We start from the raw sequence: 23,524 nt of genomic DNA, 5'->3' as shown, positions 1-23,524 counted from the left end.
TATGTTAAAAGTAGCCTACGTCTTCCTAGTTAAATAAAACTAATCGTTTAATAGAGGAGGAATCTAGAATGGGTAAAGAAAAATTCGACCGTTCTAAGCCGCACGTTAACGTTGGTACAATTGGCCACGTTGACCACGGTAAAACAACTTTGACTGCAGCAATCTCTGCTGTACTTTCACGTGCACAAGGTAAAACAGCTACTAAGTTCGACCAAATCGATGGTGCTCCAGAAGAGCGCGAGCGCGGTATCACAATCGCAACAGCTCACATCGAGTACGAAACTGACAAGCGTCACTACGCACACGTTGACTGCCCAGGACACGCTGACTATGTTAAAAACATGATCACTGGTGCTGCTCAAATGGACGGCGCGATCCTCGTTGTATCTGCAACAGATGGCCCAATGCCACAAACACGTGAGCACATCCTTCTTTCACGTCAAGTAGGTGTTCCTTACATCGTAGTATTCATGAACAAAGTTGACATGGTAGACGACGAAGAGCTTCTCGAACTCGTTGAAATGGAAATCCGTGAACTTCTTTCTGAATACGACTTCCCAGGCGACGACCTCCCTGTAATCAAAGGTTCTGCACTTGGCGCACTTAACGGTGAAGCTCAGTGGGAAGAAAAAGTTATGGAACTCATGAACGCTGTTGATGAGTACATCCCAGAACCAGTTCGTGACACTGAAAAAGACTTCATGATGCCTGTTGAGGACGTATTCTCAATCACTGGTCGTGGTACTGTAGCGACTGGTCGTGTTGAGCGTGGTGTTCTCCGCGTCAACGACGAGATCGAAATCGTTGGTCTTACAGAAGAAACGAAGAAAACTGTATGTACTGGTGTAGAGATGTTCCGTAAGCTTCTTGACTATGCTGAAGCTGGCGACAACATCGGTGCACTTCTCCGTGGTGTATCACGTGACGACATCGAGCGTGGACAAGTACTTGCTAAGCCAGGTTCAATCACACCACACTCTAAATTCAAAGCATCAATCTACGTTCTTTCTAAAGAAGAGGGTGGCCGTCACACGCCATTCTTCGCGAACTACCGTCCGCAGTTCTACTTCCGTACAACTGACGTAACAGGTATCGTTCACCTTCCAGAAGGTACTGAAATGGTAATGCCAGGAGACAACATCGAGTTGACGATCGAATTGATTTCTACAATCGCGATCGAAGACGGTACACGTTTCTCTATCCGTGAGGGTGGCCGTACTGTAGGTGCTGGTTCAGTAACAGAAATCATCGAGTAATCGATTGATTCAACTGAACAACATTAAGCAGTCCGCAATATGCGGGCTGCTTTTTTGTGTTTCCATCACAACATGGTAAGATGAGGCATACGAGAAAGGAGTGGCGTCATGCTGAAGCAACTAGAGACTATTTGTCGCTTGAATGGGATTGAGTATCGCATTGGCGGTTCTGAGCTGTTGAAGCATCATGGCATCGTCGAGGTAACGAATGACATCGATGTTTTTGTTGAACCGGACCAGTTTGAAAAAATCGATCGTGTACTTAGTCGTGCTGGGGAGAAGAAACCATCAGATCCTCACGACGCATACGTAACGACCTACTTTGGAGAGTATATATTCGAGGGAACAGATGTGGACGTCATGTCTAGTTTCCGAATGAAGTGTACCGACGGAATCTATACGCATCCTTTCATTGAACCAGATGGACAATGGATGCACCTAGAAGAGTGGGTCGTCCTTTACACGGTCATCGGACGAGAGGATAAATTAGCGTCATTGCTCCGCTATTTCAAGACGCACAGTGTTAATGAAGGAATTGTTCAAGACTGTTTAAAACGAGCGCCACAATCGGTCATAGAAGGGGTGACAGAGCGTTTTGGAGAGGTGATGAAACGCTAGGTCGAGTTGACATGGGAGTTCGTTTGAAAAATAGTTCAATAAAAGAATGAATTTTTGCTTGCAAAAGCTCGCGAATCTTGTTACATTAGGGAACGTTGAGCAACTCATCAGACAACCAGCAACTTCAAAAATCTAATCTTGCATTCCATGACTAGATTAGATATAATGATTAAGTGTTTGTGCGAGTGGTGAGAGACTTTACAGCAGAAAACGGGTCCAATCGTTGATTTGCAATGATCGGATGCCTCTGCTGACACAAGCACGCTGCGTTGAAGCGGGAGGTTATGACACGCCAGGCAGCATTGCCATGGCCGGTGTGGAAATTTCCGCGGAGAATTGTCTATTTTTAAAGTAGGCGACAAAGGAGGGAAACAAACATGGCAAATGAAAAAATTCGTATTCGTTTAAAAGCATATGACCATCGCGTTCTCGATCAATCAGCTGAGAAGATCGTTGACACTGCGAAGCGTTCAGGTGCAAAGGTATCGGGTCCAATCCCGCTCCCAACTGAAAAATCGGTTTACACGATTCTTCGTGCGGTTCACAAGTACAAAGATGCTCGTGAGCAGTTCGAAATGCGTACACACAAACGCTTGATCGACATCGTAAACCCAACACCGAAAACAGTCGATTCGCTTATGCGTCTCGAGTTACCATCAGGTGTAGACATCGAAATCAAACTTTAATTCTTCATATAGTAGATACTAGCCAGAAGAGACAATTAATTATTAACAGGAGGTGTATCTCATGGCTAAAGGAATCTTAGGAACAAAACTTGGTATGACTCAAATCTTCAACGAAGCAGGCGAAGTTGTACCAGTAACAGTAGTTGCTGTAGAAGGTAACGTCGTTCTTCAACTTAAAACAGTTGACACAGACGGTTACGAAGCAGTTCAACTTGGTTTCGGAGACATCAAAGAATCACGTCAAAACAAACCATCAAAAGGTCACGCTGCGAAAGCAAACGCGACACCTAAGCGCTTCATCAAAGAAGTTCGTACTTCAGTAGAAGGATACGAAATCGGTCAAGAGATTAAGGCAGACATTTTCGCTGCAGGTGAATTAGTAGACGTAACAGGTACATCGAAAGGTAAAGGATTCCAAGGTGCGATCAAGCGTCACGGACAATCACGTGGACCAATGGCTCACGGTTCGCGCTACCACCGTCGTCCTGGTTCGATGGGTCCTGTCGCTCCTAACCGCGTATTTAAAGGGAAACTTCTTCCTGGTCAAATGGGTGGAGAGCGTAAAACAATTCAAAACCTTGAAGTCGTTAAAGTTGATGTGGAACGTGGCCTTCTCCTCGTGAAAGGTGCTATCCCAGGCGCTCGTAAATCGAACGTCATCATCAAATCAGCGGTCAAAGGTAACTAATTAACTGCACGGAAAGGAGGAATTACGAATGCCTAAAGTAGCTTTGCTTAACCAAACAGGTTCACAAGTTGGCGAAATCGAATTGGCAGAAGCCATCTTCGGAATCGAGCCAAACGAATCAGTACTTTACGACGCAATCGTCATGCAACAAGCATCACGCCGTCAAGGTACTCACGATACGAAAGGTCGCTCGGAAGTACGCGGTGGCGGCCGTAAACCATGGAAACAAAAGGGAACTGGTCGTGCGCGCCAAGGTTCTATCCGCTCACCACAATGGGTTGGTGGTGGTACAGTCTTCGGTCCAACACCACGTTCATACTCTTACAAACTTCCTAAGAAGGTTCGTCGTTTAGCACTTCTCTCGGCTCTTTCGTCGAAAGTACAAAACAACGAATTCATCGTCCTCGAAGGCCTTGCTTTCGATGCACCAAAAACAAAAGATATGGCTGCTGTACTCAACAGCTTATCAGTAGAACGTAAGGCTCTTGTAGTCACAGCGGACTACAATGAGACTATCGCTCTCGCAGCTCGTAACATCCCAGGAGTGACTGTGATCGACGCAGCAGGCGTAAACGTTCTTGACCTCGTTGCTAACGACAAAGTCATCTTCACTAAAGATGCGGTTGCGAAGGTAGAGGAGGTGCTTGCATAATGGCTCAAGCATACGATATCATCAAACGTCCGATCATCACTGAGCGTTCAGTTAGCCTCATGGAAGCTAACAAATACGTTTTCGAAATCGACGTAAAAGCGACTAAATCGCAAGTGAAACACGCTATCGAAACAATCTTCAACGTGAAAGTTGCTTCGGTAAACACAATGAACTACAAACCGAAAGCGAAACGTGTCGGTCGTCACTCTGGTTACACAGCTCGTCGTAAAAAAGCGATCGTAACCCTTGCTGAAGGCAACACAATCGACTTCCTCGGTTAATTAACTACCTTAGAAGAAAAGGAGGGAATCCTCGATGGCAATCAAAAAGTTTAAGCCGACCACTAACGGTCGTCGTAACATGACATCTCTCGACTTTGCAGAGATCACAACGAATCGCCCTGAAAAATCGTTAACTGAAAAGCTTTCGAAAAAAGGCGGACGTAACAACCAAGGTCGCTTGACTGTTCGTCACCAAGGTGGCGGTCACAAGCGTAAATACCGTATCATCGATTTCAAACGTAACAAAGATGGCGTTGCAGGACGCGTAGCAACGATCGAATACGATCCAAACCGTTCAGCAAACATCGCACTCATCAACTATGTAGATGGTGAGAAACGTTACATCCTCGCTCCTAAGGGCATCAAAGTAGGCATGGAAATCATGTCTGGTCCTGAAGCGGATATCAAAGTGGGGAACGCTCTTCCACTCGTAAACATCCCTGTCGGTACAACAATCCACAACATCGAGCTTAAGCCTGGTAAAGGCGGTCAGCTAGTTCGTGCGGCTGGTGCATCGGCACAAATCCAAGGACGTGACGGCAAGTACGTCATCGTTCGTCTTCAATCAGGTGAATCACGCTTGTTCCTCGGCACTTGCCGCGCGACAATCGGTTCAGTTGGTAACGAAGAACACGAACTCGTAAACATCGGTAAAGCAGGACGTTCACGTTGGTTAGGCAAACGCCCAACAGTACGTGGTTCTGTAATGAACCCGGTTGATCACCCACACGGTGGTGGTGAAGGTCGTGCGCCAATCGGTCGTTCGGGCCCACTTACTCCTTGGGGTAAACCAGCTCTTGGTCTTAAGACTCGTAAGAAAAACAAATCGAGCGACATGTACATCCTTCGTCGCCGTAAGAAATAATTACTACATGATTCTCGGGCGGTTCGAAAGGGCCGTTCCCGAATCATTCCAAAGGGAGGTTCTAACATGGGTCGCAGCTTGAAAAAAGGTCCATTCGCAGATCACCACTTACTCGCTAAAGTTGACAAACTCAACGAATCTGGTGAGAAGCAAGTCATCAAAACTTGGTCACGTCGCTCGACGATCTTCCCAGAATTCATGGGTCACACGTTCGGTGTGCACGATGGTCGTAAACACGTACCAGTATTCGTGACAGAAGACATGGTTGGTCACAAACTTGGTGAATTCGCTCCAACACGCACTTACAAAGGTCACGGATCAGACAAGAAAACGAAACGGTAATTTGAGGGGAGGTCAAATCCATGCAAGCTAAAGCATCAGCTAATATGGTCCGTCTTGCTCCTCGCAAAGCACGTCTCGTTGTAGACTTAATTCGCGGGAAACAAGTCGGCGAAGCGCTCTCTGTCCTTGCTCACACGAACAAGGCAGCATCGCCAGTCGTTGAAAAAGTATTAAAATCAGCGATTGCTAACGCAGAGCACAACTACGATATGAACATTGAGAACCTCGTTGTAACAGAAGCTTACGTAAACGAAGGTCCAACACTCAAACGCTTCCGCCCACGTGCGATGGGTCGCGCAAGCCGTATTAACAAACGCACAAGCCACATCCACATCGTGGTAACTGAGAAATAAGGAGGGATATGTAGTGGGTCAAAAGGTAAATCCGCACGGTCTTCGCGTTGGTGTTATCAAAGACTGGGATTCGCGTTGGTACGCTGAGAAAGACTACGCTGATCTCCTTCATGAAGACTTCGTTATTCGTGAATACATCGAAAACAAAATGAAGGATGCTAGTGTTTCTAAAGTTGAAATCGAACGCGCTGCAAACCGCGTGAACATTTCGCTTCACACTGCGAAGCCAGGTATGGTAATCGGTAAAGGTGGTTCTGAAATCGAATCACTCCGTAAACACATTACAAAAATCGCTGACGGAAAACGCGTTCACATCAACGTTGTTGAAGTGAAAAACGCTGACGCTGTTGCGAAGCTTGTAGCAGAAAACATTGCTCGTCAATTGGAAGGTCGCGTATCATTCCGTCGTGCAATGAAACAATCTATTCAACGTTCGATGCGTACTGGCATCAAAGGGATCAAAACAGAAGTTTCTGGTCGTCTTGGTGGCGCTGATATCGCTCGTTCAGAGAAGTACTCGGAAGGAACAGTTCCACTTCACACACTCCGTGCCGACATCGACTACGGAACAGCTGAAGCTGACACAACTTACGGTAAAATCGGCGTAAAAGTTTGGTTATACCACGGTGAAGTTCTTCCAACAAAAAACAACACAGCGAAAAACGCTGAATAATAAACACTCTTTCAGGAAGGAGGCAACACACTATGTTGTTACCTAAACGCGTGAAATATCGTCGTGTACACCGTGGTAAAATGCGCGGGAACGCTAAACGCGGCACAACTGTACACTTCGGTGAGTTCGGTCTCCAAGCTCTCGAAGCGAGCTGGATTACAAACCGTCAAATCGAATCAGCACGTATTGCAATGACACGTTATATGAAACGTGGTGGTAAAGTGTGGATCAAAATCTTCCCACACAAGCCGTACACTAAAAAGCCTCTCGAAGTCCGAATGGGTTCGGGTAAAGGTGCTCCAGAAGGCTGGGTAGCTGTAGTTAAGCCTGGCAAAGTAATGTTCGAAATCGCAGGTGTATCTGAGGAAGTGGCACGTGAGGCACTTCGTCTTGCATCGCACAAACTTCCAGTAAAATGTAAGTTCGTGAAACGTGAAGAAAATGGTGGTGATACGAATGAAAGCAACTGATCTCCGTCAATCAACAACTGAAGAGCTCAACGGTAAAGTGGGCGAGTGGAAAGAAGAACTCTTTAACCTTCGCTTCCAACTTGCTACAGGTCAGCTTGAGAATCCTGCTCGTATCCGTGAAGTACGCAAGTCGATTGCGCGTGCTAAAACGATTCTTCGTGAACGCGAACTCGGCATCAACAACGGCTAATTACATCGGATTCTTGAGAGGAGGTAACACTCATGGAACGCAACAACCGTAAAGTGTTCACTGGTCGCGTCGTGTCTGACAAAATGGACAAAACGATCGTCGTCGCAGTAGAAACAAAGGTTCGTCATAAACTTTATGGCAAACGTGTAAACTACACGAAGAAATATAAAGCACACGATGAGAACAACGTCGCTAAAGTGGGCGATATCGTTCGCATCGCGGAAACACGTCCTCTTTCTAAAGACAAACGTTTCCGTCTTGTAACAGTAGTAGAAGAATCAGTAATCATCTAATAACAGTTCGGATTTATTAAACATCCGGAGGGAGGTACACTCGCATGATTCAACAAGAATCTCGCTTGAAAGTAGCAGACAACTCTGGCGCGCGTGAACTGTTGACAATTAAAGTCCTCGGTGGTTCTGGTCGTAAGACTGCAAACATCGGTGACATCATCGTCGCAACGGTAAAACAAGCAACACCAGGTGGCGTTGTTAAAAAAGGTGACGTTGTCAGAGCAGTTGTCGTTCGTACAAAACGCGGCGCTCGTCGTAAAGATGGTTCGTACATCCGTTTCGATGAGAACGCAGCAGTCATTATCAAAGATGACAAGAGCCCACGCGGCACACGGATCTTCGGGCCAGTTGCACGTGAACTTCGTGAAAAAGAATTCATGAAGATCGTTTCGTTGGCACCGGAAGTACTTTAATTTCCAATTTCAATCCTATAAGGAGGTGCGCAAACGATGCATGTTAAAAAAGGCGATACAGTCCAGGTAATGTCTGGTAAAGATAAAGGCAAGCAAGGGGTTATCCTCAAAGCTATGCCAAGCAAAAACCGCGTAGTGGTTGAAGGCGTAAACGTGATGAAAAAACACGCGAAACCTTCACAAGCGAATCCACAAGGCGGGATCCTTGAGATCGAAGCACCAATTCACGTCTCGAACGTAATGCCACTCGACCCTAAAACTGGCAAACCAACTCGTGTTGGTTTCAAAGTAGTCGATGGTAAAAAAGTTCGTGTCGCGAAATCGGGCGAATCACTCGATAAATAAGAAGAACGTGACGAAAGGAGGTCCATTCGACTATGAACCGTTTGCAAGAGAAGTATAAAAGCGACATCGTGAAAGCGATGATGGATAAATTCAACTATGACTCGGTCATGCAAGTACCGAAAGTCGAAAAGATTGTCATCAACATGGGTGTAGGTGACGCTGTTTCGAACTCGAAAGCACTTGATATGGCAGTTGAAGAATTAACAATTCTTTCAGGTCAAAAACCACTCGTAACGAAAGCGAAGAAATCAATCGCTGGTTTCAAACTTCGTGAAGGTATGCCAATCGGTGCGAAGGTTACACTTCGTGGCGAGCGCATGTACGATTTCCTCGACAAATTGGTAACTGTTTCACTTCCACGTGTACGTGACTTCCGCGGTGTATCGAAGAAAGCATTCGACGGACGCGGTAACTACACGCTTGGCGTGAAAGAGCAACTTATTTTCCCTGAGATCGATTACGATAAAGTATCTAAAGTACGCGGTATGGACATCGTTGTTGTTACAACAGCAAACACAGACGAAGAAGCACGTGAATTGCTCACACTTCTCGGTATGCCATTCCAAAAATAATCTAGAGGGAGGTCGACAACATGGCTAAAAAGTCAATGGTGAATCGCGAACTTAAACGCGAGAAACTCGTTGCCCAGTACGCTGAAAAGCGTGCGAAGTTGAAAGCTGAAGGCGATTATATCGGACTCAGCAAATTGCCACGTAACTCGTCACCTGTACGCTTGCACAACCGTTGCAGCATCACAGGTCGTCCGCATGGTTACATGGGTAAATTCGGGATCAGCCGTATCAAGTTCCGTGATCTTGCATACAAAGGTCAAATCCCTGGTGTTAAAAAAGCAAGCTGGTAATCCACTAACAGTGTGAAAGGAGGTACATCGCATGGTAATGACAGACCCTATTGCAGATATGCTTACACGTATCCGTAACGCTAACATGGTTCGCCATGAAAAAATGGAGCTTCCAGCTTCGAACATTAAACGTGAGATCGCTGAAATCCTTAAGCGTGAAGGTTTCATTCGCGATGTTGAATATATCGAGGACGCTAAACAAGGTACACTTCGTCTTTTCCTTAAATATGGAGCAAGCAACGAACGTGTAATCACTGGTCTCAAACGTATTTCGAAACCAGGTCTTCGCGTATACGCAAAAGCTGATGAAGTACCTAAAGTACTCGGAGGACTCGGAATCGCAGTTCTTTCGACATCTAAAGGTCTTATGACTGATAAAGAAGCTCGCCAACAACAAGTCGGCGGCGAAGTGATCGCCTACATCTGGTAAGTCACTTTTCTAACAAGAACGGAGGTGTAATCAATGTCACGTATTGGTAAAAAACCAGTTACGATTCCTGCTGGCGTTACTGTAACAGTTGCTAATGACAACACGGTCACAGTAAAAGGTGCTAAAGGTGAACTTTCGCTTTCAGCTAACCCGGCATTGGAAATCAAAGTTGAAGAGAACGAATTGACGGTTGTTCGTCCAGACGAATCGAAAGAAAGCCGCACAATTCACGGTACGACACGTGCCCTTATTGCCAACATGGTACAAGGTGTGTCGAACGGATTCCAAAAAACACTTGAGATCTCGGGGGTTGGTTACCGTGCTACGAAGCAAGGTAACAAACTCGTCCTCAACCTCGGCTACTCGCACCCAATCGAGTACGTTGCTGAGGAAGGTATCGAAATCGAAGTTCCTTCAAACACGCAAATCATCGTAAAAGGGATTAACAAAGAGCGCGTCGGTCACGTTGCTGCTCAAATCCGCTCGTACCGTGCTCCAGAACCTTACAAAGGTAAAGGTGTTCGTTACTCTGATGAACGTATTCGCCGTAAAGAAGGTAAGACTGGTAAGTAATTCGTCACGAAATGAACGGAAAGGAGTGGCATAAATGATCACAAAGGCAGATAAAAATGCAGTTCGTAAAAAACGTCATGCTCGCGTACGTCGTACGATCACGGGGACAGCAGCTCGTCCACGTTTGAACGTATTCCGCTCGAGCAAGCACATTTACGTTCAACTTATCGATGACGCGGCACAAACAACGCTTGTGTCTGCATCTTCGAAAGATAAAGCTCTCGATCTTACAAATGGCGGTAACGTTGAAGCAGCGAAAGCTGTTGGTAAACTTGCTGCAGAACGTGCACTCGAGAAAGGTATCGACACAGTTGTGTTCGACCGTGGTGGATACCTCTATCATGGCCGCGTCAAAGCTGTTGCAGAAGCAGCTCGTGAAGCAGGTCTTAAATTCTAATAAAAAGGAGGGGACACTCGATGCGCCAGTTAGACGTTAACATGGAACAACTTGAAGAACGCGTTGTTACCGTAAACCGCGTCGCGAAAGTCGTAAAAGGTGGCCGCCGCTTCCGTTTTGCTGCTCTCGTAGTCGTAGGTGACAAAAATGGTCACGTCGGTTTCGGTACAGGTAAGGCACAAGAGGTGCCAGAAGCGATTCGCAAGGCTATTGAAGCCGCTAAGAAAAACATGGTACAAGTACCTATGGTTGGTACAACAATTCCACACGAAATCACAGGAGTATTCGGAGCAGGTCGTGTATTCATGAAACCAGCTTCTGAAGGTACTGGGGTTATCGCTGGTGGTCCAGTTCGTGCGGTGCTCGAACTTGCAGGTGTAGGTGACATCCTTTCGAAATCGTTAGGTTCAAACACACCGATCAACATCGTCCGTGCGACGGTACAGGGCTTGACTGAGCTCAAAAAAGCAGAGGAAGTTGCTAAACTACGTGGTAAAAGCGTAGAAGAACTTCTTAACTAAGGGAGGGAACTAGACATGGCGAAACTCGCAATCACCCTCACACGCAGCACAATTGGTCGTCCGGAAGGTCAGCGTGTTACTGTACGTACACTCGGTCTTCGCAAAATGCATCAAACGGTCGTTGTCCCAGACAACGTCGCGATGCGCGGTATGATCAACAAAGTGTCGCACCTTGTGACTGTAAAAGAAATCAACGAATAATAAAGATTTTAATAAATAAGGAGGTGCCACTATGAAACTCCATGAATTGAAGCCAACTCCAGGTTCACGTCACGAACGTAACCGTGTCGGTCGCGGTATGGCGACTGGTAACGGTAAAACTTCTGGTCGTGGACACAAAGGTCAAAAAGCTCGTTCGGGCGGTGGCGTTCGTCCAGGATTTGAAGGTGGACAAAACCCACTTTACCGTCGTCTTCCAAAACGCGGTTTCAACAACCCAACTCGTAAAGAGTACGCGGTTGTTTCCCTAGACACGCTTAACCGTTTCGAAGCAGGTACTGAAGTTACTCCAGAACTCTTAATCGAGACTGGTGTTGTCAGCTCTGCTAAAGACGGAATCAAGGTCCTTGCTAACGGCAAGCTTGAAACTAAATTGACTGTAAAAGCCAACAAGTTCTCGGGTGCAGCGAAAGAAGCAATCGAAGCAGCTGGCGGTACAGTTGAGGTGATCTGATGTTTCAGACGATCTCCAATATGTGGCGCGTGAAAGATATTCGACAGCGTATTCTCTTCACACTCGCAATCATCATCATTTTCCGCATCGGGGCTCATATCCCGGTGCCGATGGTGAATACGGATGTGTTGCGTTTTGACTCAGGAGGTCTTCTTGACTTCTTGAACTTGTTTGGAGGAAATGCTTTACAGAACTTCTCCTTGTTCGCAATGGGGATCATGCCGTACATTACGGCATCGATCGTTGTGCAACTTTTACAAATGGACGTCGTTCCAAAGTTTGCCGAATGGGCTAAACAAGGAGAGGCGGGCCGTAAAAAGTTAGCGACGGTCACGCGCTATGGGACGATCATCTTAGGCTTTGTCCAAGCGACTTCATTGTCGTTTGGATTTAACCGCCTCTACCCAGGTCTCGTCAATGAGACGTGGGGAACGGCAACTTACTTTGTGATCGCGATTGTACTCACTGCGGGTACAGCGTTCTTGATGTTCCTTGGTGAAATGACAACGGAGAAAGGTGTTGGGAATGGTATTTCCATCATTATCTTCGCCGGTATCGTCGCCGGGTTCCCAAGAATCTTCACGCAGATTTATGAAACAAAACTCCAAAACGCTGGAGATGCATTGTTCATTAATATCGTTTACTTGGTTGTATTGGCACTTGTTATTTTGGCTGTGACGGTTGGGATCATTTATGTTCAACAAGCGGCACGCAAAATTCCAATCCAATATGCAAAACGCACGGCGAACCGTACCCCAGTGGGCGGTCAGTCAACGCACTTGCCAATCAAACTAAACGCAGCAGGTGTTATCCCGGTTATCTTCGCGATTTCCTTCATGGTAACACCACCAACTGTTGCAAGCTTCATTGCTTCGCCGGAGACAACGCAAAAATTACAGACGTACTTTGACACGACGGCGCCAATCGGAATGTCGATTTACGTTGCGTTAATCATTGCGTTTGCCTACTTCTATACATTTATTCAGGTCAACCCTGAGCAAATGGCAGAAAACCTGCAGAAGCAAGGTGGTTATATTCCTGGGATTCGTCCTGGGGCGCAAACAGAACAGTACATCACGAAGTTGCTGTATCGATTGACTTTCTTCGGAGCGATCTTCTTATCGCTCGTGGCGATCATGCCGACAATCTTCATTAAGCTTGCCGGTCTTCCAACTTCCGTTCAAATCGGAGGAACGAGCTTATTGATCGTCATCGGGGTAGCCCTCGAAACGATGAAACAAATCGAAAGTCAACTTGTAAAACGACACTATAAAGGCTTTATCCGTTAAAGCGGAAGGAAGGGTTGACCCTTCCTTCCTGTCGTGTTTACAAGCCCTTCGTGAAAATCAAAACTGGAGGCTAACCGAGATGAATCTAGTACTCATGGGCTTACCGGGTGCTGGGAAAGGGACTCAAGCGGCTAAAATCGTAGAAGAGTACCAAATCCCTCACATTTCGACAGGCGACATGTTTCGTGCGGCAATCAAAGGCGGAACGCCACTCGGTAAAGAAGCCAAGTCATTCATGGATAAAGGCGAACTCGTACCGGACGAGGTAACAATCGGAATCGTACGTGAACGTCTTAGCCAAGATGACACAGAAAAAGGTTTCTTACTCGATGGATTCCCGCGTACTGTTGCTCAAGCAGAGGCACTCGAAAGTTTGCTTAAAGATTTGGGGAAACAGATTGACCACGTCGTCAACATCGATGTGGATGCGGAAATTCTCGTTCCACGCTTGACAGGTCGTTGGATCTGCCCAACGTGTGGTGCGACATATCACGTGATCTTCAACCCACCAAAAGTGGAAGGCATCTGTGATGTGGATGGGTCGGCGCTCATGCAACGTGAAGACGATAAAGAGGAAACGGTTCGCCGTCGCCTTGACGTCAACATCGAGCAATCGAAACCACTCATTGACTTTTACGCTGAAAAAGGGTATCTTCGTACATTGGATGGAAATCGTCCAATCGATGTCGTATATGCCGATGTCAAAGCATTACTCGGTGATACTGAATGATCATCACGAAGACGCCTCGTGAAATTGCGATTATGCGTGAGGCTGGGCAAATTGTTGCTCGAACGCACCAGGTGCTCAAACAGCACATTAAACCAGGAATCACGACGCTTGAGCTCGACCGGATTGCGGAAGATTACATTCGCAGCCAAGGTGCGACGCCATCGTTCAAAGGCTATAACGGTTTTACCGGTAGTGTTTGCGCTTCGGTGAACGAAGAGCTTGTTCATGGCATTCCAGGAAAACGGGTATTGAAAGATGGAGATATTATCTCAATCGACATCGGTGCCTACTATAATGGATACCATGGAGATTCCGCTTGGACTTATCCAGTGGGAACAATCTCAGAAGAGACACAGCGGCTACTTGACGTAACCGAAGAAAGTCTGTATAAAGGATTGGAGCACGCCAAGGCTGGAGGGCGATTGACAGATATTTCGCATGCGATTCAAGCATATGTTGAATCACATGACTTTTCTGTCGTCCGCGAATACGTCGGTCATGGTGTTGGACAAAATTTGCATGAAGAACCGCAAATTCCACACTATGGTCCACCGGGGAAAGGGCCGCGCCTGAAGACTGGGATGACGTTAGCCATTGAACCAATGGTTAATGCTGGTCAACGCTATGTTCGAACACTGGCTGATAACTGGACAGTTGTCACCGTGGACGGTAGCATGTGCGCCCACTTTGAGCACACCATCGCCATCACAGACGATGGATACGAGATTTTAACGAAACTCGATTCCGGTGAATGAGGCTCTATTGTTTCATACTGATCCGTTCTGGATCCTTCTCTCACAGTAGATGGCAATAGATCGTCTGTGCTCCTAAAGATTTTCATATAGAAAGGGGAATAAATGATGGCGAAACAAGATGTCATTGAAGTGGAAGGCACTGTTGTCGAACCACTTCCGAACGCAATGTTTAAAGTGGAGTTAGAAAACGGCCACACGGTGCTCGCGCACGTCTCAGGGAAAATTCGGATGCACTACATTCGGATCCTTCCAGGTGACCGCGTAACTGTTGAGTTGTCTCCATACGACTTGACTCGCGGGCGGATTACGTACCGTTATAAGTAACTCCGATTTTTCCAGGAGGAGGGTATACTCATGAAAGTAAGACCGTCGGTAAAACCGATTTGCGAAAAATGTAAAGTTATTCGCCGTAAGGGTAAAGTAATGGTAATTTGCGAAAACCCGAAACACAAACAAAAACAAGGTTAATTTCAGAGGAGGTGCACACATGGCACGTATTGCTGGTGTAGATATTCCACGCGAAAAACGTATCGTTATTTCGCTCACATACATCTATGGTATTGGTAAAACAAAAGCACAAGAAATTTTGAAGGCTGCTAACGTATCTGAAGAGACACGCACACGCGACCTTACTGAAGATGAACTCAACCGTATCCGTGAAGCAATTGACGGAATCAAAGTTGAAGGTGACCTTCGTCGTGAAGTTTCACTTAACATCAAACGTTTGATCGAGATCGGCGCATACCGCGGTATCCGTCATCGCCGTAGTCTCCCTGTTCGCGGTCAAAACACGAAGAACAACTCGCGTACTCGTAAAGGCCCACGCCGTACAGTAGCGAACAAGAAGAAGTAAAGGAGGGAATTGAACAATGGCGAAACGTAAGCAAAACGTACGTTCTAAACGTAAAGTTAAAAAACATGTTGAAGTCGGTGTGGTACACATCCGTTCTACATTCAACAACACAATTATCACAATCACTGATACGCAAGGTAACGCGATCTCATGGGCTACTTCTGGTAACCTTGGATTTAAAGGATCACGTAAATCGACTCCGTTCGCAGCGCAAATGGCTGCTGAAACTGCAGCGAAAGTTGCAATGGACAACGGTATGCGTACAGTAGAAGTTAACGTTAAAGGTCCTGGTGCTGGACGTGAAGCGGCTATCCGTGCGCTCCAAGCTACTGGTCTCGAAGTTACTGCAATCCGTGACGTAACTCCAGTTCCGCACAACGGTTGCCGCCCTCCAAAACGTCGCCGCGTATAATCGCTTGAGCGTGTGAGGGGTTTACCTAGCACGACAGCTTATACTTTAGCAGCTCAAACTGCACGGCAGGATATACTCAAGGAGGGGTTCAGATGATCGAGATTGAAAAACCAAAGATCGAAACGGTCGAAATCAGCGAGGACGCTACGTTTGGTAAATTCGTAGTAGAACCGCTTGAACGTGGATATGGCACTACTCTCGGTAACTCACTACGTCGAATTCTATTGTCATCGCTCCCAGGTGCAGCGGTAACAGCGGTTCAAATCGATGGCGTGCTTCACGAGTTCTCTACGATTGACGGTGTTGTCGAAGACGTCACTCAAATCGTACTCAACCTCAAGAAGTTGGCACTTAAAGTGTACTCGGAAGAAGAGAAAACGCTTGAGATTAACGTTTCAAGTGCCGGTGCTGTCACTGCGGCAGACATTACCCATGATAGCGACGTTGAAATCTTGAATCCTGAGCTCCACATCGCGACTCTCGCTGACAATGCGACGCTTCGCATGCGTTTGACTGCTCGCCGTGGTCGTGGTTACGTCCAGGCAGAAGATAACAAACGTGATGATATGCCGATTGGGGTCATTCCAATCGATTCGATCTATACACCGATTCAACGCGTGAACTACGAAGTAGATAAAACACGTGTCGGTCAAGACGCTAGCTTTGATAAGCTTTTGTTAGACGTGTGGACAGATGGTTCAATTCGTCCGGAAGAAGCTGTATCATTAGGGGCTAAAATTTTGACTGAACACTTGAACATCTTCGTTGGTTTGACAGATGAGGCTCTCAACGCAGAAATTATGGTCGAGAAAGAAGAAGACCAAAAAGAAAAAGTACTCGAAATGACGATTGAAGAACTCGATCTCTCAGTTCGTTCGTACAACTGCTTGAAGCGCGCTGGCATCAACACTGTTCAAGAACTCGCAAACAAATCAGAGGAAGAGATGATGAAAGTTCGTAACCTCGGACGTAAATCACTCGAAGAAGTTCAACACAAGTTGGACGAACTCGGTTTGGGCTTGCGTAAAGAAGACTAAGTTCAACCGAAGGAGGGAAATGTAATGGCTTATTCGAAACTTGGCCGTACAAGCTCGCAACGCAAGGCGCTTTTGCGTGATCTTGCAACTGACCTAATCATCAACGAGCGCATTCAAACAACTGAACAAAAAGCGAAAGAACTTCGCCCAGTCGTTGAAAAATTGATCACTCTTGGGAAACGTGGCGATCTTCATGCCCGTCGTCAAGTAGCTTCATTCGTTCGCAAGGAGAACGCTGGAGAAAAAGACGCAATCCAAAAATTGTTCGAAGACGTGGCACCACGCTACGCTGAACGTCAAGGTGGATACACGCGCATCATGAAAGTCGGCCCACGCCGCGGTGATGGTGCAGAAGTTGTAATCATCGAACTCGTCTAATTCATTAGGCAGTCAACAGGGCATGCGGTGACGTATTGCCCTGTTTCCACATCAGAAAGGAGTCGACCTATGGAATCACAAATTATGGTACGAGATGTCGTATTTCATTACCCTGGACAGTCTGAGCCGGCGCTTAACGGCCTATCGCTCGATGTATATAAAGGGGAATGGCTTGCGATTGTCGGCCATAATGGTTCTGGCAAGTCGACACTGACGAAGTTGTGGAACGGACTTCTCATTCCTGAACAGGGGGAAGTTCGCGTAGAGACACTCGATCCGTCGAACGCCGCAGACGTGTGGGACGTTCGAACGCGGATCGGGGTCGTCTTTCAAAATCCCGACAATCAATTTGTCGGGGCGACCGTGCGCGATGATGTGGCATTTTCTCTCGAAAACATGGGACTTCCACGTCAAGAAATGGTTCGTCGAATTGATGACAGTCTAGCGCGCGTTGGATTATCGGAACTAGCGGACCGTGAACCGCATCAGTTATCCGGTGGACAAAAGCAGCGCGTTGCGATAGCTGCGGCTCTCGCAATGCGCCCGCGTGTCCTCGTGCTCGATGAAGCGACCTCCATGCTCGACCCAATCGGGCGACAAGAGGTATTACAAACGGTACGACAGCTCGTCTCGGAAGGGATGACCGTTGTCGCCATTACACACGAGCTCGACGAAGTGTTGTTTGCTGACCGTATCATTGCATTGTCGAAAGGCAAGATTGCGATGACCGGCACACCTGAAGACGTGTTTCAACATCCAGATACGCTTCGTGACATTCAACTAGATGTCCCGTTTATCGTTCGGATGCAACTCGAACTGAAGGCACGTGGCATTCCACTCGATCGTCTGATGCTACAACATTCGGAGTTGGTGAACCATCTATGCCGATACGCATTGAAGAAGTAACATATCAATACCAAATGAATACTCCGTTTGAACGAACCGCGCTGCGCGATGTGAATGTAACCATTCCGTCGGGAGCGCTTGTTGCGTTTCTTGGGCATACTGGCTCAGGGAAATCGACACTCGTTCAACATATGAACGGCTTATTGCGCCCGACTGACGGACGTGTGGTGGTCGATGATATCATTGTCACCCCGATTCGGACGCGTCGTGACAAGAAACAGAATCTTTTGCCGCTTCGGCGTCGCGTTGGGCTCGTCTTTCAATATCCAGAGCACCAATTGTTTGAAGAGACGGTCGAACGCGACGTCATGTTCGGTCCGCGCAACTTTGGCGCGACAGATGCCGAAGCGAAAGAGCGAGCCCACGAGGCCCTTCGTCTCGTCGGCTTGGATGAAACGTTATGGGACCGTTCGCCGTTTGATCTTTCAGGAGGGCAGATGCGCCGTGTCGCGATTGCAGGTGTTTTAGCGAGCCGGCCTGATGTGCTCATTGTCGATGAACCGACAGCGGGTCTCGACCCAATTGGGAGACGAGACATGCTCGCCTTATTCAAACGTTTACGAGAAGAGTTGAACCTTACGTTGATCCTTGTCTCGCATGACATGGATGATGTACTCGCCTATGCGGAGCGCGTCATCGTGATGGAGCGTGGTCAGGTGGCGTTTGATGGGGACCCGTTTGAATTGTTCCAAGACGAGGTACTGGTGCGACGTCTCCAGCTCGACATCCCGCACGTCTTACGATTCGCTCGTGACATGGCACCGGTTCTTGGAGAAACGTCCATCCCGCTCGTACGAACCGAGAGCGAGCTGGCGGATTGGGTGGCGGAACGGCTGAAAGGGGGAGCGACATGATTATCGGTCAATATATACCCGGACATTCGTGGCTTCATTCCCTTGATGCGCGTGCCAAGACGCTCTTCATTTTAGGATTCATCCCAGTTGTTTTTTTAGCTGACAACTTATGGACGAATTTATTTTTACTCGCGTTCACGTTGTTTGCGGTCAAACTGTCACAGTTATCGTGGCGCTATTTATGGAACGGTCTTCGCATGATCTTATTTTTGATCGTCTTCACGTTGATCTTACAACTGTTATTCAATCGAGACGGGACACTTCTATTCGAATTAGGACCGATTGCGATTTATTCGGAAGGAATTCGAATGGGGCTGATTGTCTCGCTTCGCTTCTTTTATCTCGTCATGTTGACGACACTCGTGACGTTAACGACGACACCGATGGAATTGACCGATTCGATTGAAGCGGGGCTACGGCCATTCGAACGGATTCGTGTGCCGGCCCACGAAATTGCGTTGATGCTTTCCATTTCACTCCGTTTCCTACCGACGCTTGCGGATGAGACGGACCGGATTATGAAAGCTCAGCAGGCGCGTGGGGTCGATTTGATGAGTGGACCTTGGAAATCCCGCTTAAAAGGGGTCATCCCACTCTTGATTCCATTGTTCATCTCCGCGTTTAAACGTGCTGAGGACCTCGCTACGGCCATGGAGGCCCGCGGCTACCGTGGGGGAGAAGGGCGGACGAGGTTGCGTGAGATGAAGTGGCAAACGCGAGACACAGCCGTATTGCTCATTTTTGTCGCGTTGACACTCATTTTGTTTGGATTGAGAGGGATTGGATGAGACGAATTAAACTAATTGTCGCCTATGACGGGACACATTATGCGGGATATCAGGTACAACCGAATGGCAATACCATTCAAGCGGAGATTGAATCTGTCTTGGCACGTATGCATCGTCATCCGGTGAAAATCGTCGCCTCAGGTCGTACAGACGCTCGCGTCCATGCGTTAGGGCAGGTGATTCACTTTGATACGTCGTTAGAGATGCCGGCTGAGCGTTTCGTCAAAGCGTTAAACGCCATGCTACCAGACGATATCCTCGTTAAACAGGCGGAAGAAATGGATGATACGTTTCACGCACGTTACGGTGCGAAGCGAAAAGAGTATCGCTACCATATCCGTCAGACTGAGGATCCGTTTCGTCGGCATTATGCTGCGACCGTGACGTATAAGCTGAGCCTCGAGGCGATGCGTCAAGCGATGGAGCGGTTGATTGGGACCCACGACTTTACGTCGTTCTCTGTGACAAAGGCAGAAGTCGAAGATCGGGTCCGCACTATCTACGAAGCAGAAGTGCTCGAGATGGGGGACGAGATCATATTCCGGTTCGTTGGCTCGGGTTTTCTATACAACCAAGTCCGCATCATGGTAGGGACGGTCATCGAGGTGGGGAGAGGGAAGTATCAGCCCGCAGATATCATACAAATGCTAGAGGCGAAGGACCGCCGTGTAGCGGGGATTACCGCCCCCCCACACGGTTTGTATTTGTGGAATGTGAATTATGAAAAAGTAGATTGACATTCCCCTTATAAAATCGTATTATATTCATTGGCATTTCATTTTCAAATTTAGAGATGAACCACAATCTTAGCCCCGTAAACTAGGATTATGATAAAGCATCAAAAAATTAAGTGAACAGACATTTCTAGGAGGTATTCCACATGCGCACAACATTCATGGCTAAAGCATCTGAAGTAGAACGCAAATGGCTCCTTATCGACGCAGAAGGCAAAACACTTGGTCGTTTGACTAGTGAAGTAGCTTCACTTCTTCGCGGTAAGCACAAGCCGACTTTCACACCACACGTTGATTGCGGAGACCACGTCATCATCATCAACGCTGAGAAAATCAAATTGACTGGTAACAAATTGAATGACAAGATCTACTACCGTCATTCAGGTCATCCAGGCGGTTTGAAATCACAAACTGCAAAAGAGCTTCTCGCAAAACGTCCAGAGCGTATGCTTGAACTCGCGATCAAAGGGATGCTTCCAAAAGGATCACTCGGTCGTCAACAATTCAACAAACTCCACGTTTACGCTGGAGCTGAACACAAGCACGAAGCACAAAAACCAGAAGTTTACGAACTTCGCGGTTAATCGAGACACAGGGAGGAACTAAACGATGGCAGATGTACGTTACTACGGAACAGGCCGCCGCAAACACTCGGTGGCTCGCGTTCACCTCGTTGCAGGTGACGGTAAAGTTGTTGTAAATGGCCGCGATATCTCAGAATACTTCGGTCATGAGACTTTGATCATGATGGCTAAATCACCACTCGTATTGACTGAAACAGAAGGTAAATACGATGTAATCGTTAACGTTAACGGTGGTGGATATACTGGACAAGCTGGAGCAATTCGCCACGGCGTATCACGTGCGCTTCTTCAAGCGGACCCAGAATTCCGTCCAAGCCTCAAAGAAAAAGGCTTCTTAACTCGTGACGCTCGTATGAAAGAACGTAAAAAATACGGTCTTAAAGCAGCACGTCGCGCACCACAATTCTCGAAGCGTTAATCTTCGTGATGTGGTTCGAACTCTCCATCCTTTCGGGTGGAGAGTTTTTTGTTTGAAATAGTCGATTCCGAATCCGTCAAGAAAACGCTTTTTTTGATATACTGATATCGAAACAGTTAGAAGGGGGAAGCAATATGCTTACAGTAGAGCAAGTACGCGAGGAATTGGCGGGGCTTGTTGATCCGACGATCAACCGAACGCTTGGAGATACAGCAGGAGTAAAAGACATTCGAATCAAAGAAGACTATGTCAGTGTAAAAGTGGCACTCGGTCAAACTGGGAGCGGGGAACAGCTTCAGTTACAACAAGAAATCGTCACGTTGCTCAAGGGGAAAGGCTTTAAGACGGTCGGGCTTCGCTTTGAGGCATTGAATGATGAAAGTTTGAAAGAGGCGACGAAACCGGCAATCCTCCGTGAAAACTCAGGGACGACCTTTATCGCCATCGCTTCTGGTAAGGGTGGCGTAGGAAAATCGACAGTATCCGTCAACTTGGCTGTCGCGCTTGCGCGAGCGGGTAAAAAGGTCGGGTTGATTGATGCGGATATTTACGGCTTCAGTGTTCCAGATATGCTCGGCATCGAGGAACGACCGGTTGTTCGCGGCGAGAAGATCATTCCAGTGGAGCGGTTTGGCGTGAAAGTCATCTCGATGGGATTCTTCGTGGAAGACAATGCGCCGGTCATCTGGCGTGGACCGATGCTCGGGAAGATGTTAAATAACTTCTTCAATGACGTCGAGTGGGGCGATCTTGACTATCTGTTGCTCGATTTACCGCCAGGAACAGGAGATGTCGCGCTCGATATCCATTCGATGCTCCCATCATGTCAGGAATTGATTGTCACGACACCTCATGCGACAGCAGCATTCGTTGCGGCTCGTGCCGGAGCGATGGCAATCAAAACGAACCACAAACTATTAGGTATCATTGAAAACATGGCTTATTTCGAAAGTAAGCTAACTGGTGAAAAAGAATACGTATTCGGTTACGGCGGTGGAGAAAAGCTTTCAGAAGCATTGAAGAGTAAGCTACTTGCTCAAATCCCGCTCGGCCAACCGTACGACAATGAAGAGGACTTTGCACCTTCTGTCTATCGGGATGGACATCCGTTCGAGCATACGTATGATGAGTTGGCGCAAGCAGTCATTAAACAAATAGAAGGGTGAATCGGTGAGAGATGAAAGTACAAGGTTTTTTACGTTTGTTTTGGACAACGCTCGTATTCGGGACGTTGTTCGGGTTCCTAATGAATTTATTGGCGAACCCGGGTTATTTGGTCAGTCAGTCCTGGGAGGCAATTGTCACGGCGCTTAGTTACTCGAGTACATGGACGGGAATCAGCATGATGGGTTTCTTTGCCTATTTGATTATTCATCGGGTCGGACTCGACTTGTTTAGAGGACCACGTCTATGGAATCGCGTTCAAGTGTTATTAATCGCATTTGCGATTTTTGATGCCGTCTACTTACGGATGCTCGCATTTGGAAATGATCACATGTGGCGTTACATCGGTGAGATGCTTGTGTTACTCATTGTCGCTTGGGTCGTTGCTGCGAGTAAGGCGAAACAAACAAATAAGAGTGCTTTCATCCCGACACTTTTCTTAATGACTGTCATTACGTTAATTGAATGGATTCCAGCTTTGCAAACAACGGACGAGATTCCATTGCTCTGGCCGGCACTAGCCACATTGGTGTTTGCGAACGCCTATCAGGTATTAATGCTTCATCGCTTCCAACAGACTGGACAAGTTGTGGAGTCGACTTCATCAGAAACAGTGAAGAAGAAAACAAAGAAACAGATGTCTTCTAAGTCGTCATAATGATCAAGCGGTTGTGGATTACTCCTTCTCAGGGGTTAATCCACGACCGTTTTTTCTTTCAGTCATGTAAAAAGAAAAAATAAAGTTTTTTTAGAAAAACAGTTGACGATTTTTTAGGATGCTGATATATTAATAAACGTCGCTGATGTTGTTCACGAAACAAACTTCAGGAAGCGAAAAAAATAATAAAAAGTGGTTGACTTTAATAAGTCAAATCGCTATTATTAAAAAGTCGCTAACACGACAACGATTGGTCTTTGAAAACTGAACGATGAGGCAAAAATAAGTTTTACAATTTTTGAATGAAGCGCAAGCTTCGTCAATTTAAGAGCTATATCAAATTCTTTGGAGAGTTTGATCCTGGCTCAGGACGAACGCTGGCG

Annotated in this window: 40 protein-coding genes; all 40 read left to right on the top strand. The window is 47.0% G+C overall.

Going from position 1 to position 23,524, the window contains the following annotated elements:
• The first annotated feature begins 68 nt into the window (after nt 1–68).
• The gene (tuf, locus tag KNO72_RS14605; RefSeq protein WP_078147868.1) at nt 69–1,256 is read left to right on the top strand and encodes an elongation factor Tu; all 1,188 of its coding nucleotides are present in this window, start codon (nt 69–71) and stop codon (nt 1,254–1,256) included.
• Between the two features lie 108 nt (nt 1,257–1,364).
• Nucleotides 1,365–1,874 (top strand): hypothetical protein, encoded by a 510-nt coding sequence (locus KNO72_RS14600; RefSeq protein WP_078147867.1) that lies wholly within the window; start codon nt 1,365–1,367, stop codon nt 1,872–1,874.
• Between the two features lie 377 nt (nt 1,875–2,251).
• A complete protein-coding gene (gene rpsJ / locus KNO72_RS14595) occupies nt 2,252–2,560 on the top strand; it encodes a 30S ribosomal protein S10 (RefSeq protein ID WP_074032438.1) in 309 nt (102 codons plus the stop codon).
• A gap of 61 nt (nt 2,561–2,621) precedes the next feature.
• Entirely contained in the window at nt 2,622–3,248 is a 627-nt protein-coding gene (gene rplC / locus KNO72_RS14590) for a 50S ribosomal protein L3 (protein WP_012727677.1), read from the top strand.
• 28 nt (nt 3,249–3,276) lie between these two features.
• Entirely contained in the window at nt 3,277–3,900 is a 624-nt protein-coding gene (rplD, locus tag KNO72_RS14585) for a 50S ribosomal protein L4 (RefSeq protein ID WP_026824833.1), read from the top strand.
• Nucleotides 3,900–4,181, top strand: a complete 282-nt coding sequence (rplW, locus tag KNO72_RS14580; protein ID WP_012727675.1) for a 50S ribosomal protein L23 — start codon at nt 3,900–3,902, stop codon at nt 4,179–4,181. The genes rplD and rplW overlap by 1 nt, the downstream gene beginning before the upstream one ends.
• A 34-nt stretch (nt 4,182–4,215) precedes the next feature.
• Nucleotides 4,216–5,046 (top strand): 50S ribosomal protein L2, encoded by an 831-nt coding sequence (gene rplB / locus KNO72_RS14575; protein ID WP_012727674.1) that lies wholly within the window; start codon nt 4,216–4,218, stop codon nt 5,044–5,046.
• Nucleotides 5,047–5,112: 66 nt separating this feature from the next.
• Nucleotides 5,113–5,388, top strand: a complete 276-nt coding sequence (rpsS, locus tag KNO72_RS14570; protein ID WP_012727673.1) for a 30S ribosomal protein S19 — start codon at nt 5,113–5,115, stop codon at nt 5,386–5,388.
• A 20-nt stretch (nt 5,389–5,408) separates the two neighbouring features.
• Nucleotides 5,409–5,741 carry a 50S ribosomal protein L22 gene (rplV, locus tag KNO72_RS14565; protein WP_012727672.1) on the top strand — a complete coding sequence of 111 codons (333 nt, stop codon included), beginning with the start codon at nt 5,409–5,411 and terminating at the stop codon, nt 5,739–5,741.
• Nucleotides 5,742–5,754: 13 nt separating this feature from the next.
• Complete coding sequence (gene rpsC / locus KNO72_RS14560) at nt 5,755–6,414, top strand: 30S ribosomal protein S3 (protein ID WP_012727671.1); 660 nt, start codon at nt 5,755–5,757, stop codon at nt 6,412–6,414.
• 32 nt (nt 6,415–6,446) lie between these two features.
• Entirely contained in the window at nt 6,447–6,884 is a 438-nt protein-coding gene (rplP, locus tag KNO72_RS14555; protein ID WP_012727670.1) for a 50S ribosomal protein L16, read from the top strand.
• Nucleotides 6,871–7,074, top strand: coding sequence for a 50S ribosomal protein L29 (gene rpmC / locus KNO72_RS14550; RefSeq protein ID WP_012727669.1), 204 nt, complete (start codon nt 6,871–6,873; stop codon nt 7,072–7,074). Before rplP ends, rpmC begins: the two co-directional genes overlap by 14 nt.
• A gap of 32 nt (nt 7,075–7,106) precedes the next feature.
• Nucleotides 7,107–7,367, top strand: a complete 261-nt coding sequence (gene rpsQ / locus KNO72_RS14545; RefSeq protein WP_012727668.1) for a 30S ribosomal protein S17 — start codon at nt 7,107–7,109, stop codon at nt 7,365–7,367.
• A 44-nt stretch (nt 7,368–7,411) separates the two neighbouring features.
• Complete coding sequence (rplN, locus tag KNO72_RS14540) at nt 7,412–7,780, top strand: 50S ribosomal protein L14 (RefSeq protein ID WP_012727667.1); 369 nt, start codon at nt 7,412–7,414, stop codon at nt 7,778–7,780.
• A gap of 36 nt (nt 7,781–7,816) precedes the next feature.
• Nucleotides 7,817–8,125, top strand: coding sequence for a 50S ribosomal protein L24 (gene rplX, locus KNO72_RS14535; protein WP_012727666.1), 309 nt, complete (start codon nt 7,817–7,819; stop codon nt 8,123–8,125).
• Between the two features lie 32 nt (nt 8,126–8,157).
• Nucleotides 8,158–8,697, top strand: a complete 540-nt coding sequence (rplE, locus tag KNO72_RS14530; protein ID WP_074035359.1) for a 50S ribosomal protein L5 — start codon at nt 8,158–8,160, stop codon at nt 8,695–8,697.
• A 20-nt stretch (nt 8,698–8,717) separates the two neighbouring features.
• On the top strand, nt 8,718–8,987 hold the full coding sequence (gene rpsN / locus KNO72_RS14525; protein WP_012727664.1) for a 30S ribosomal protein S14: 270 nt from the start codon (nt 8,718–8,720) through the stop codon (nt 8,985–8,987).
• 31 nt (nt 8,988–9,018) lie between these two features.
• Nucleotides 9,019–9,417, top strand: a complete 399-nt coding sequence (rpsH, locus tag KNO72_RS14520; RefSeq protein WP_012727663.1) for a 30S ribosomal protein S8 — start codon at nt 9,019–9,021, stop codon at nt 9,415–9,417.
• A 33-nt stretch (nt 9,418–9,450) separates the two neighbouring features.
• Complete coding sequence (rplF, locus tag KNO72_RS14515; protein ID WP_012727662.1) at nt 9,451–9,990, top strand: 50S ribosomal protein L6; 540 nt, start codon at nt 9,451–9,453, stop codon at nt 9,988–9,990.
• Between the two features lie 34 nt (nt 9,991–10,024).
• The gene (gene rplR, locus KNO72_RS14510; protein ID WP_012727661.1) at nt 10,025–10,387 is read left to right on the top strand and encodes a 50S ribosomal protein L18; all 363 of its coding nucleotides are present in this window, start codon (nt 10,025–10,027) and stop codon (nt 10,385–10,387) included.
• Between the two features lie 20 nt (nt 10,388–10,407).
• Complete coding sequence (gene rpsE, locus KNO72_RS14505) at nt 10,408–10,908, top strand: 30S ribosomal protein S5 (RefSeq protein ID WP_012727660.1); 501 nt, start codon at nt 10,408–10,410, stop codon at nt 10,906–10,908.
• A 15-nt stretch (nt 10,909–10,923) separates the two neighbouring features.
• The gene (gene rpmD / locus KNO72_RS14500) at nt 10,924–11,109 is read left to right on the top strand and encodes a 50S ribosomal protein L30 (RefSeq protein ID WP_012727659.1); all 186 of its coding nucleotides are present in this window, start codon (nt 10,924–10,926) and stop codon (nt 11,107–11,109) included.
• A gap of 31 nt (nt 11,110–11,140) precedes the next feature.
• Nucleotides 11,141–11,581, top strand: coding sequence for a 50S ribosomal protein L15 (gene rplO / locus KNO72_RS14495; protein WP_012727658.1), 441 nt, complete (start codon nt 11,141–11,143; stop codon nt 11,579–11,581).
• Entirely contained in the window at nt 11,581–12,870 is a 1,290-nt protein-coding gene (gene secY / locus KNO72_RS14490; RefSeq protein ID WP_012727657.1) for a preprotein translocase subunit SecY, read from the top strand. The genes rplO and secY overlap by 1 nt, the downstream gene beginning before the upstream one ends.
• Nucleotides 12,871–12,949: 79 nt before the next feature.
• Nucleotides 12,950–13,600, top strand: coding sequence for an adenylate kinase (locus KNO72_RS14485; protein ID WP_214758699.1), 651 nt, complete (start codon nt 12,950–12,952; stop codon nt 13,598–13,600).
• Nucleotides 13,597–14,355 carry a type I methionyl aminopeptidase gene (map, locus tag KNO72_RS14480; RefSeq protein WP_211782057.1) on the top strand — a complete coding sequence of 253 codons (759 nt, stop codon included), beginning with the start codon at nt 13,597–13,599 and terminating at the stop codon, nt 14,353–14,355. Before KNO72_RS14485 ends, map begins: the two co-directional genes overlap by 4 nt.
• 105 nt (nt 14,356–14,460) lie before the next feature.
• Nucleotides 14,461–14,679, top strand: a complete 219-nt coding sequence (gene infA / locus KNO72_RS14475) for a translation initiation factor IF-1 (protein WP_021066622.1) — start codon at nt 14,461–14,463, stop codon at nt 14,677–14,679.
• Between the two features lie 30 nt (nt 14,680–14,709).
• Nucleotides 14,710–14,823 carry a 50S ribosomal protein L36 gene (gene rpmJ, locus KNO72_RS14470; RefSeq protein WP_003156543.1) on the top strand — a complete coding sequence of 38 codons (114 nt, stop codon included), beginning with the start codon at nt 14,710–14,712 and terminating at the stop codon, nt 14,821–14,823.
• Between the two features lie 19 nt (nt 14,824–14,842).
• Nucleotides 14,843–15,208, top strand: a complete 366-nt coding sequence (gene rpsM, locus KNO72_RS14465) for a 30S ribosomal protein S13 (protein ID WP_012727653.1) — start codon at nt 14,843–14,845, stop codon at nt 15,206–15,208.
• A gap of 16 nt (nt 15,209–15,224) precedes the next feature.
• Complete coding sequence (rpsK, locus tag KNO72_RS14460) at nt 15,225–15,620, top strand: 30S ribosomal protein S11 (protein WP_012727652.1); 396 nt, start codon at nt 15,225–15,227, stop codon at nt 15,618–15,620.
• 92 nt (nt 15,621–15,712) lie between these two features.
• Nucleotides 15,713–16,657, top strand: coding sequence for a DNA-directed RNA polymerase subunit alpha (locus tag KNO72_RS14455; protein ID WP_012727651.1), 945 nt, complete (start codon nt 15,713–15,715; stop codon nt 16,655–16,657).
• 24 nt (nt 16,658–16,681) lie between these two features.
• On the top strand, nt 16,682–17,035 hold the full coding sequence (rplQ, locus tag KNO72_RS14450; RefSeq protein WP_012727650.1) for a 50S ribosomal protein L17: 354 nt from the start codon (nt 16,682–16,684) through the stop codon (nt 17,033–17,035).
• A 69-nt stretch (nt 17,036–17,104) separates the two neighbouring features.
• Nucleotides 17,105–17,941: an energy-coupling factor transporter ATPase gene (locus KNO72_RS14445; protein ID WP_031421869.1), complete on the top strand. Its 837-nt coding sequence runs from the start codon at nt 17,105–17,107 to the stop codon at nt 17,939–17,941.
• Complete coding sequence (locus KNO72_RS14440) at nt 17,917–18,795, top strand: energy-coupling factor transporter ATPase (RefSeq protein WP_078147865.1); 879 nt, start codon at nt 17,917–17,919, stop codon at nt 18,793–18,795. The genes KNO72_RS14445 and KNO72_RS14440 overlap by 25 nt, the downstream gene beginning before the upstream one ends.
• A complete protein-coding gene (locus KNO72_RS14435; protein WP_078147864.1) occupies nt 18,792–19,583 on the top strand; it encodes an energy-coupling factor transporter transmembrane component T family protein in 792 nt (263 codons plus the stop codon). Before KNO72_RS14440 ends, KNO72_RS14435 begins: the two co-directional genes overlap by 4 nt.
• Complete coding sequence (truA, locus tag KNO72_RS14430; RefSeq protein ID WP_214685998.1) at nt 19,580–20,320, top strand: tRNA pseudouridine(38-40) synthase TruA; 741 nt, start codon at nt 19,580–19,582, stop codon at nt 20,318–20,320. The genes KNO72_RS14435 and truA overlap by 4 nt, the downstream gene beginning before the upstream one ends.
• 143 nt (nt 20,321–20,463) lie before the next feature.
• Nucleotides 20,464–20,901 (top strand): 50S ribosomal protein L13, encoded by a 438-nt coding sequence (rplM, locus tag KNO72_RS14425; protein ID WP_012727645.1) that lies wholly within the window; start codon nt 20,464–20,466, stop codon nt 20,899–20,901.
• A gap of 25 nt (nt 20,902–20,926) precedes the next feature.
• A complete protein-coding gene (gene rpsI, locus KNO72_RS14420) occupies nt 20,927–21,319 on the top strand; it encodes a 30S ribosomal protein S9 (protein WP_012727644.1) in 393 nt (130 codons plus the stop codon).
• A 134-nt stretch (nt 21,320–21,453) separates the two neighbouring features.
• Nucleotides 21,454–22,485 (top strand): P-loop NTPase, encoded by a 1,032-nt coding sequence (locus KNO72_RS14415; RefSeq protein WP_026824853.1) that lies wholly within the window; start codon nt 21,454–21,456, stop codon nt 22,483–22,485.
• 11 nt (nt 22,486–22,496) lie between these two features.
• Nucleotides 22,497–23,141 (top strand): KinB-signaling pathway activation protein, encoded by a 645-nt coding sequence (locus tag KNO72_RS14410; protein ID WP_012727642.1) that lies wholly within the window; start codon nt 22,497–22,499, stop codon nt 23,139–23,141.
• Nucleotides 23,142–23,524: the final 383 nt, after the last annotated feature.

The organism is Exiguobacterium sp. s123, assembly GCF_018617075.1.
Classification (GTDB): domain Bacteria; phylum Bacillota; class Bacilli; order Exiguobacteriales; family Exiguobacteriaceae; genus Exiguobacterium; species Exiguobacterium profundum.
This window is presented reverse-complemented; position numbering and strand designations above follow the sequence as displayed.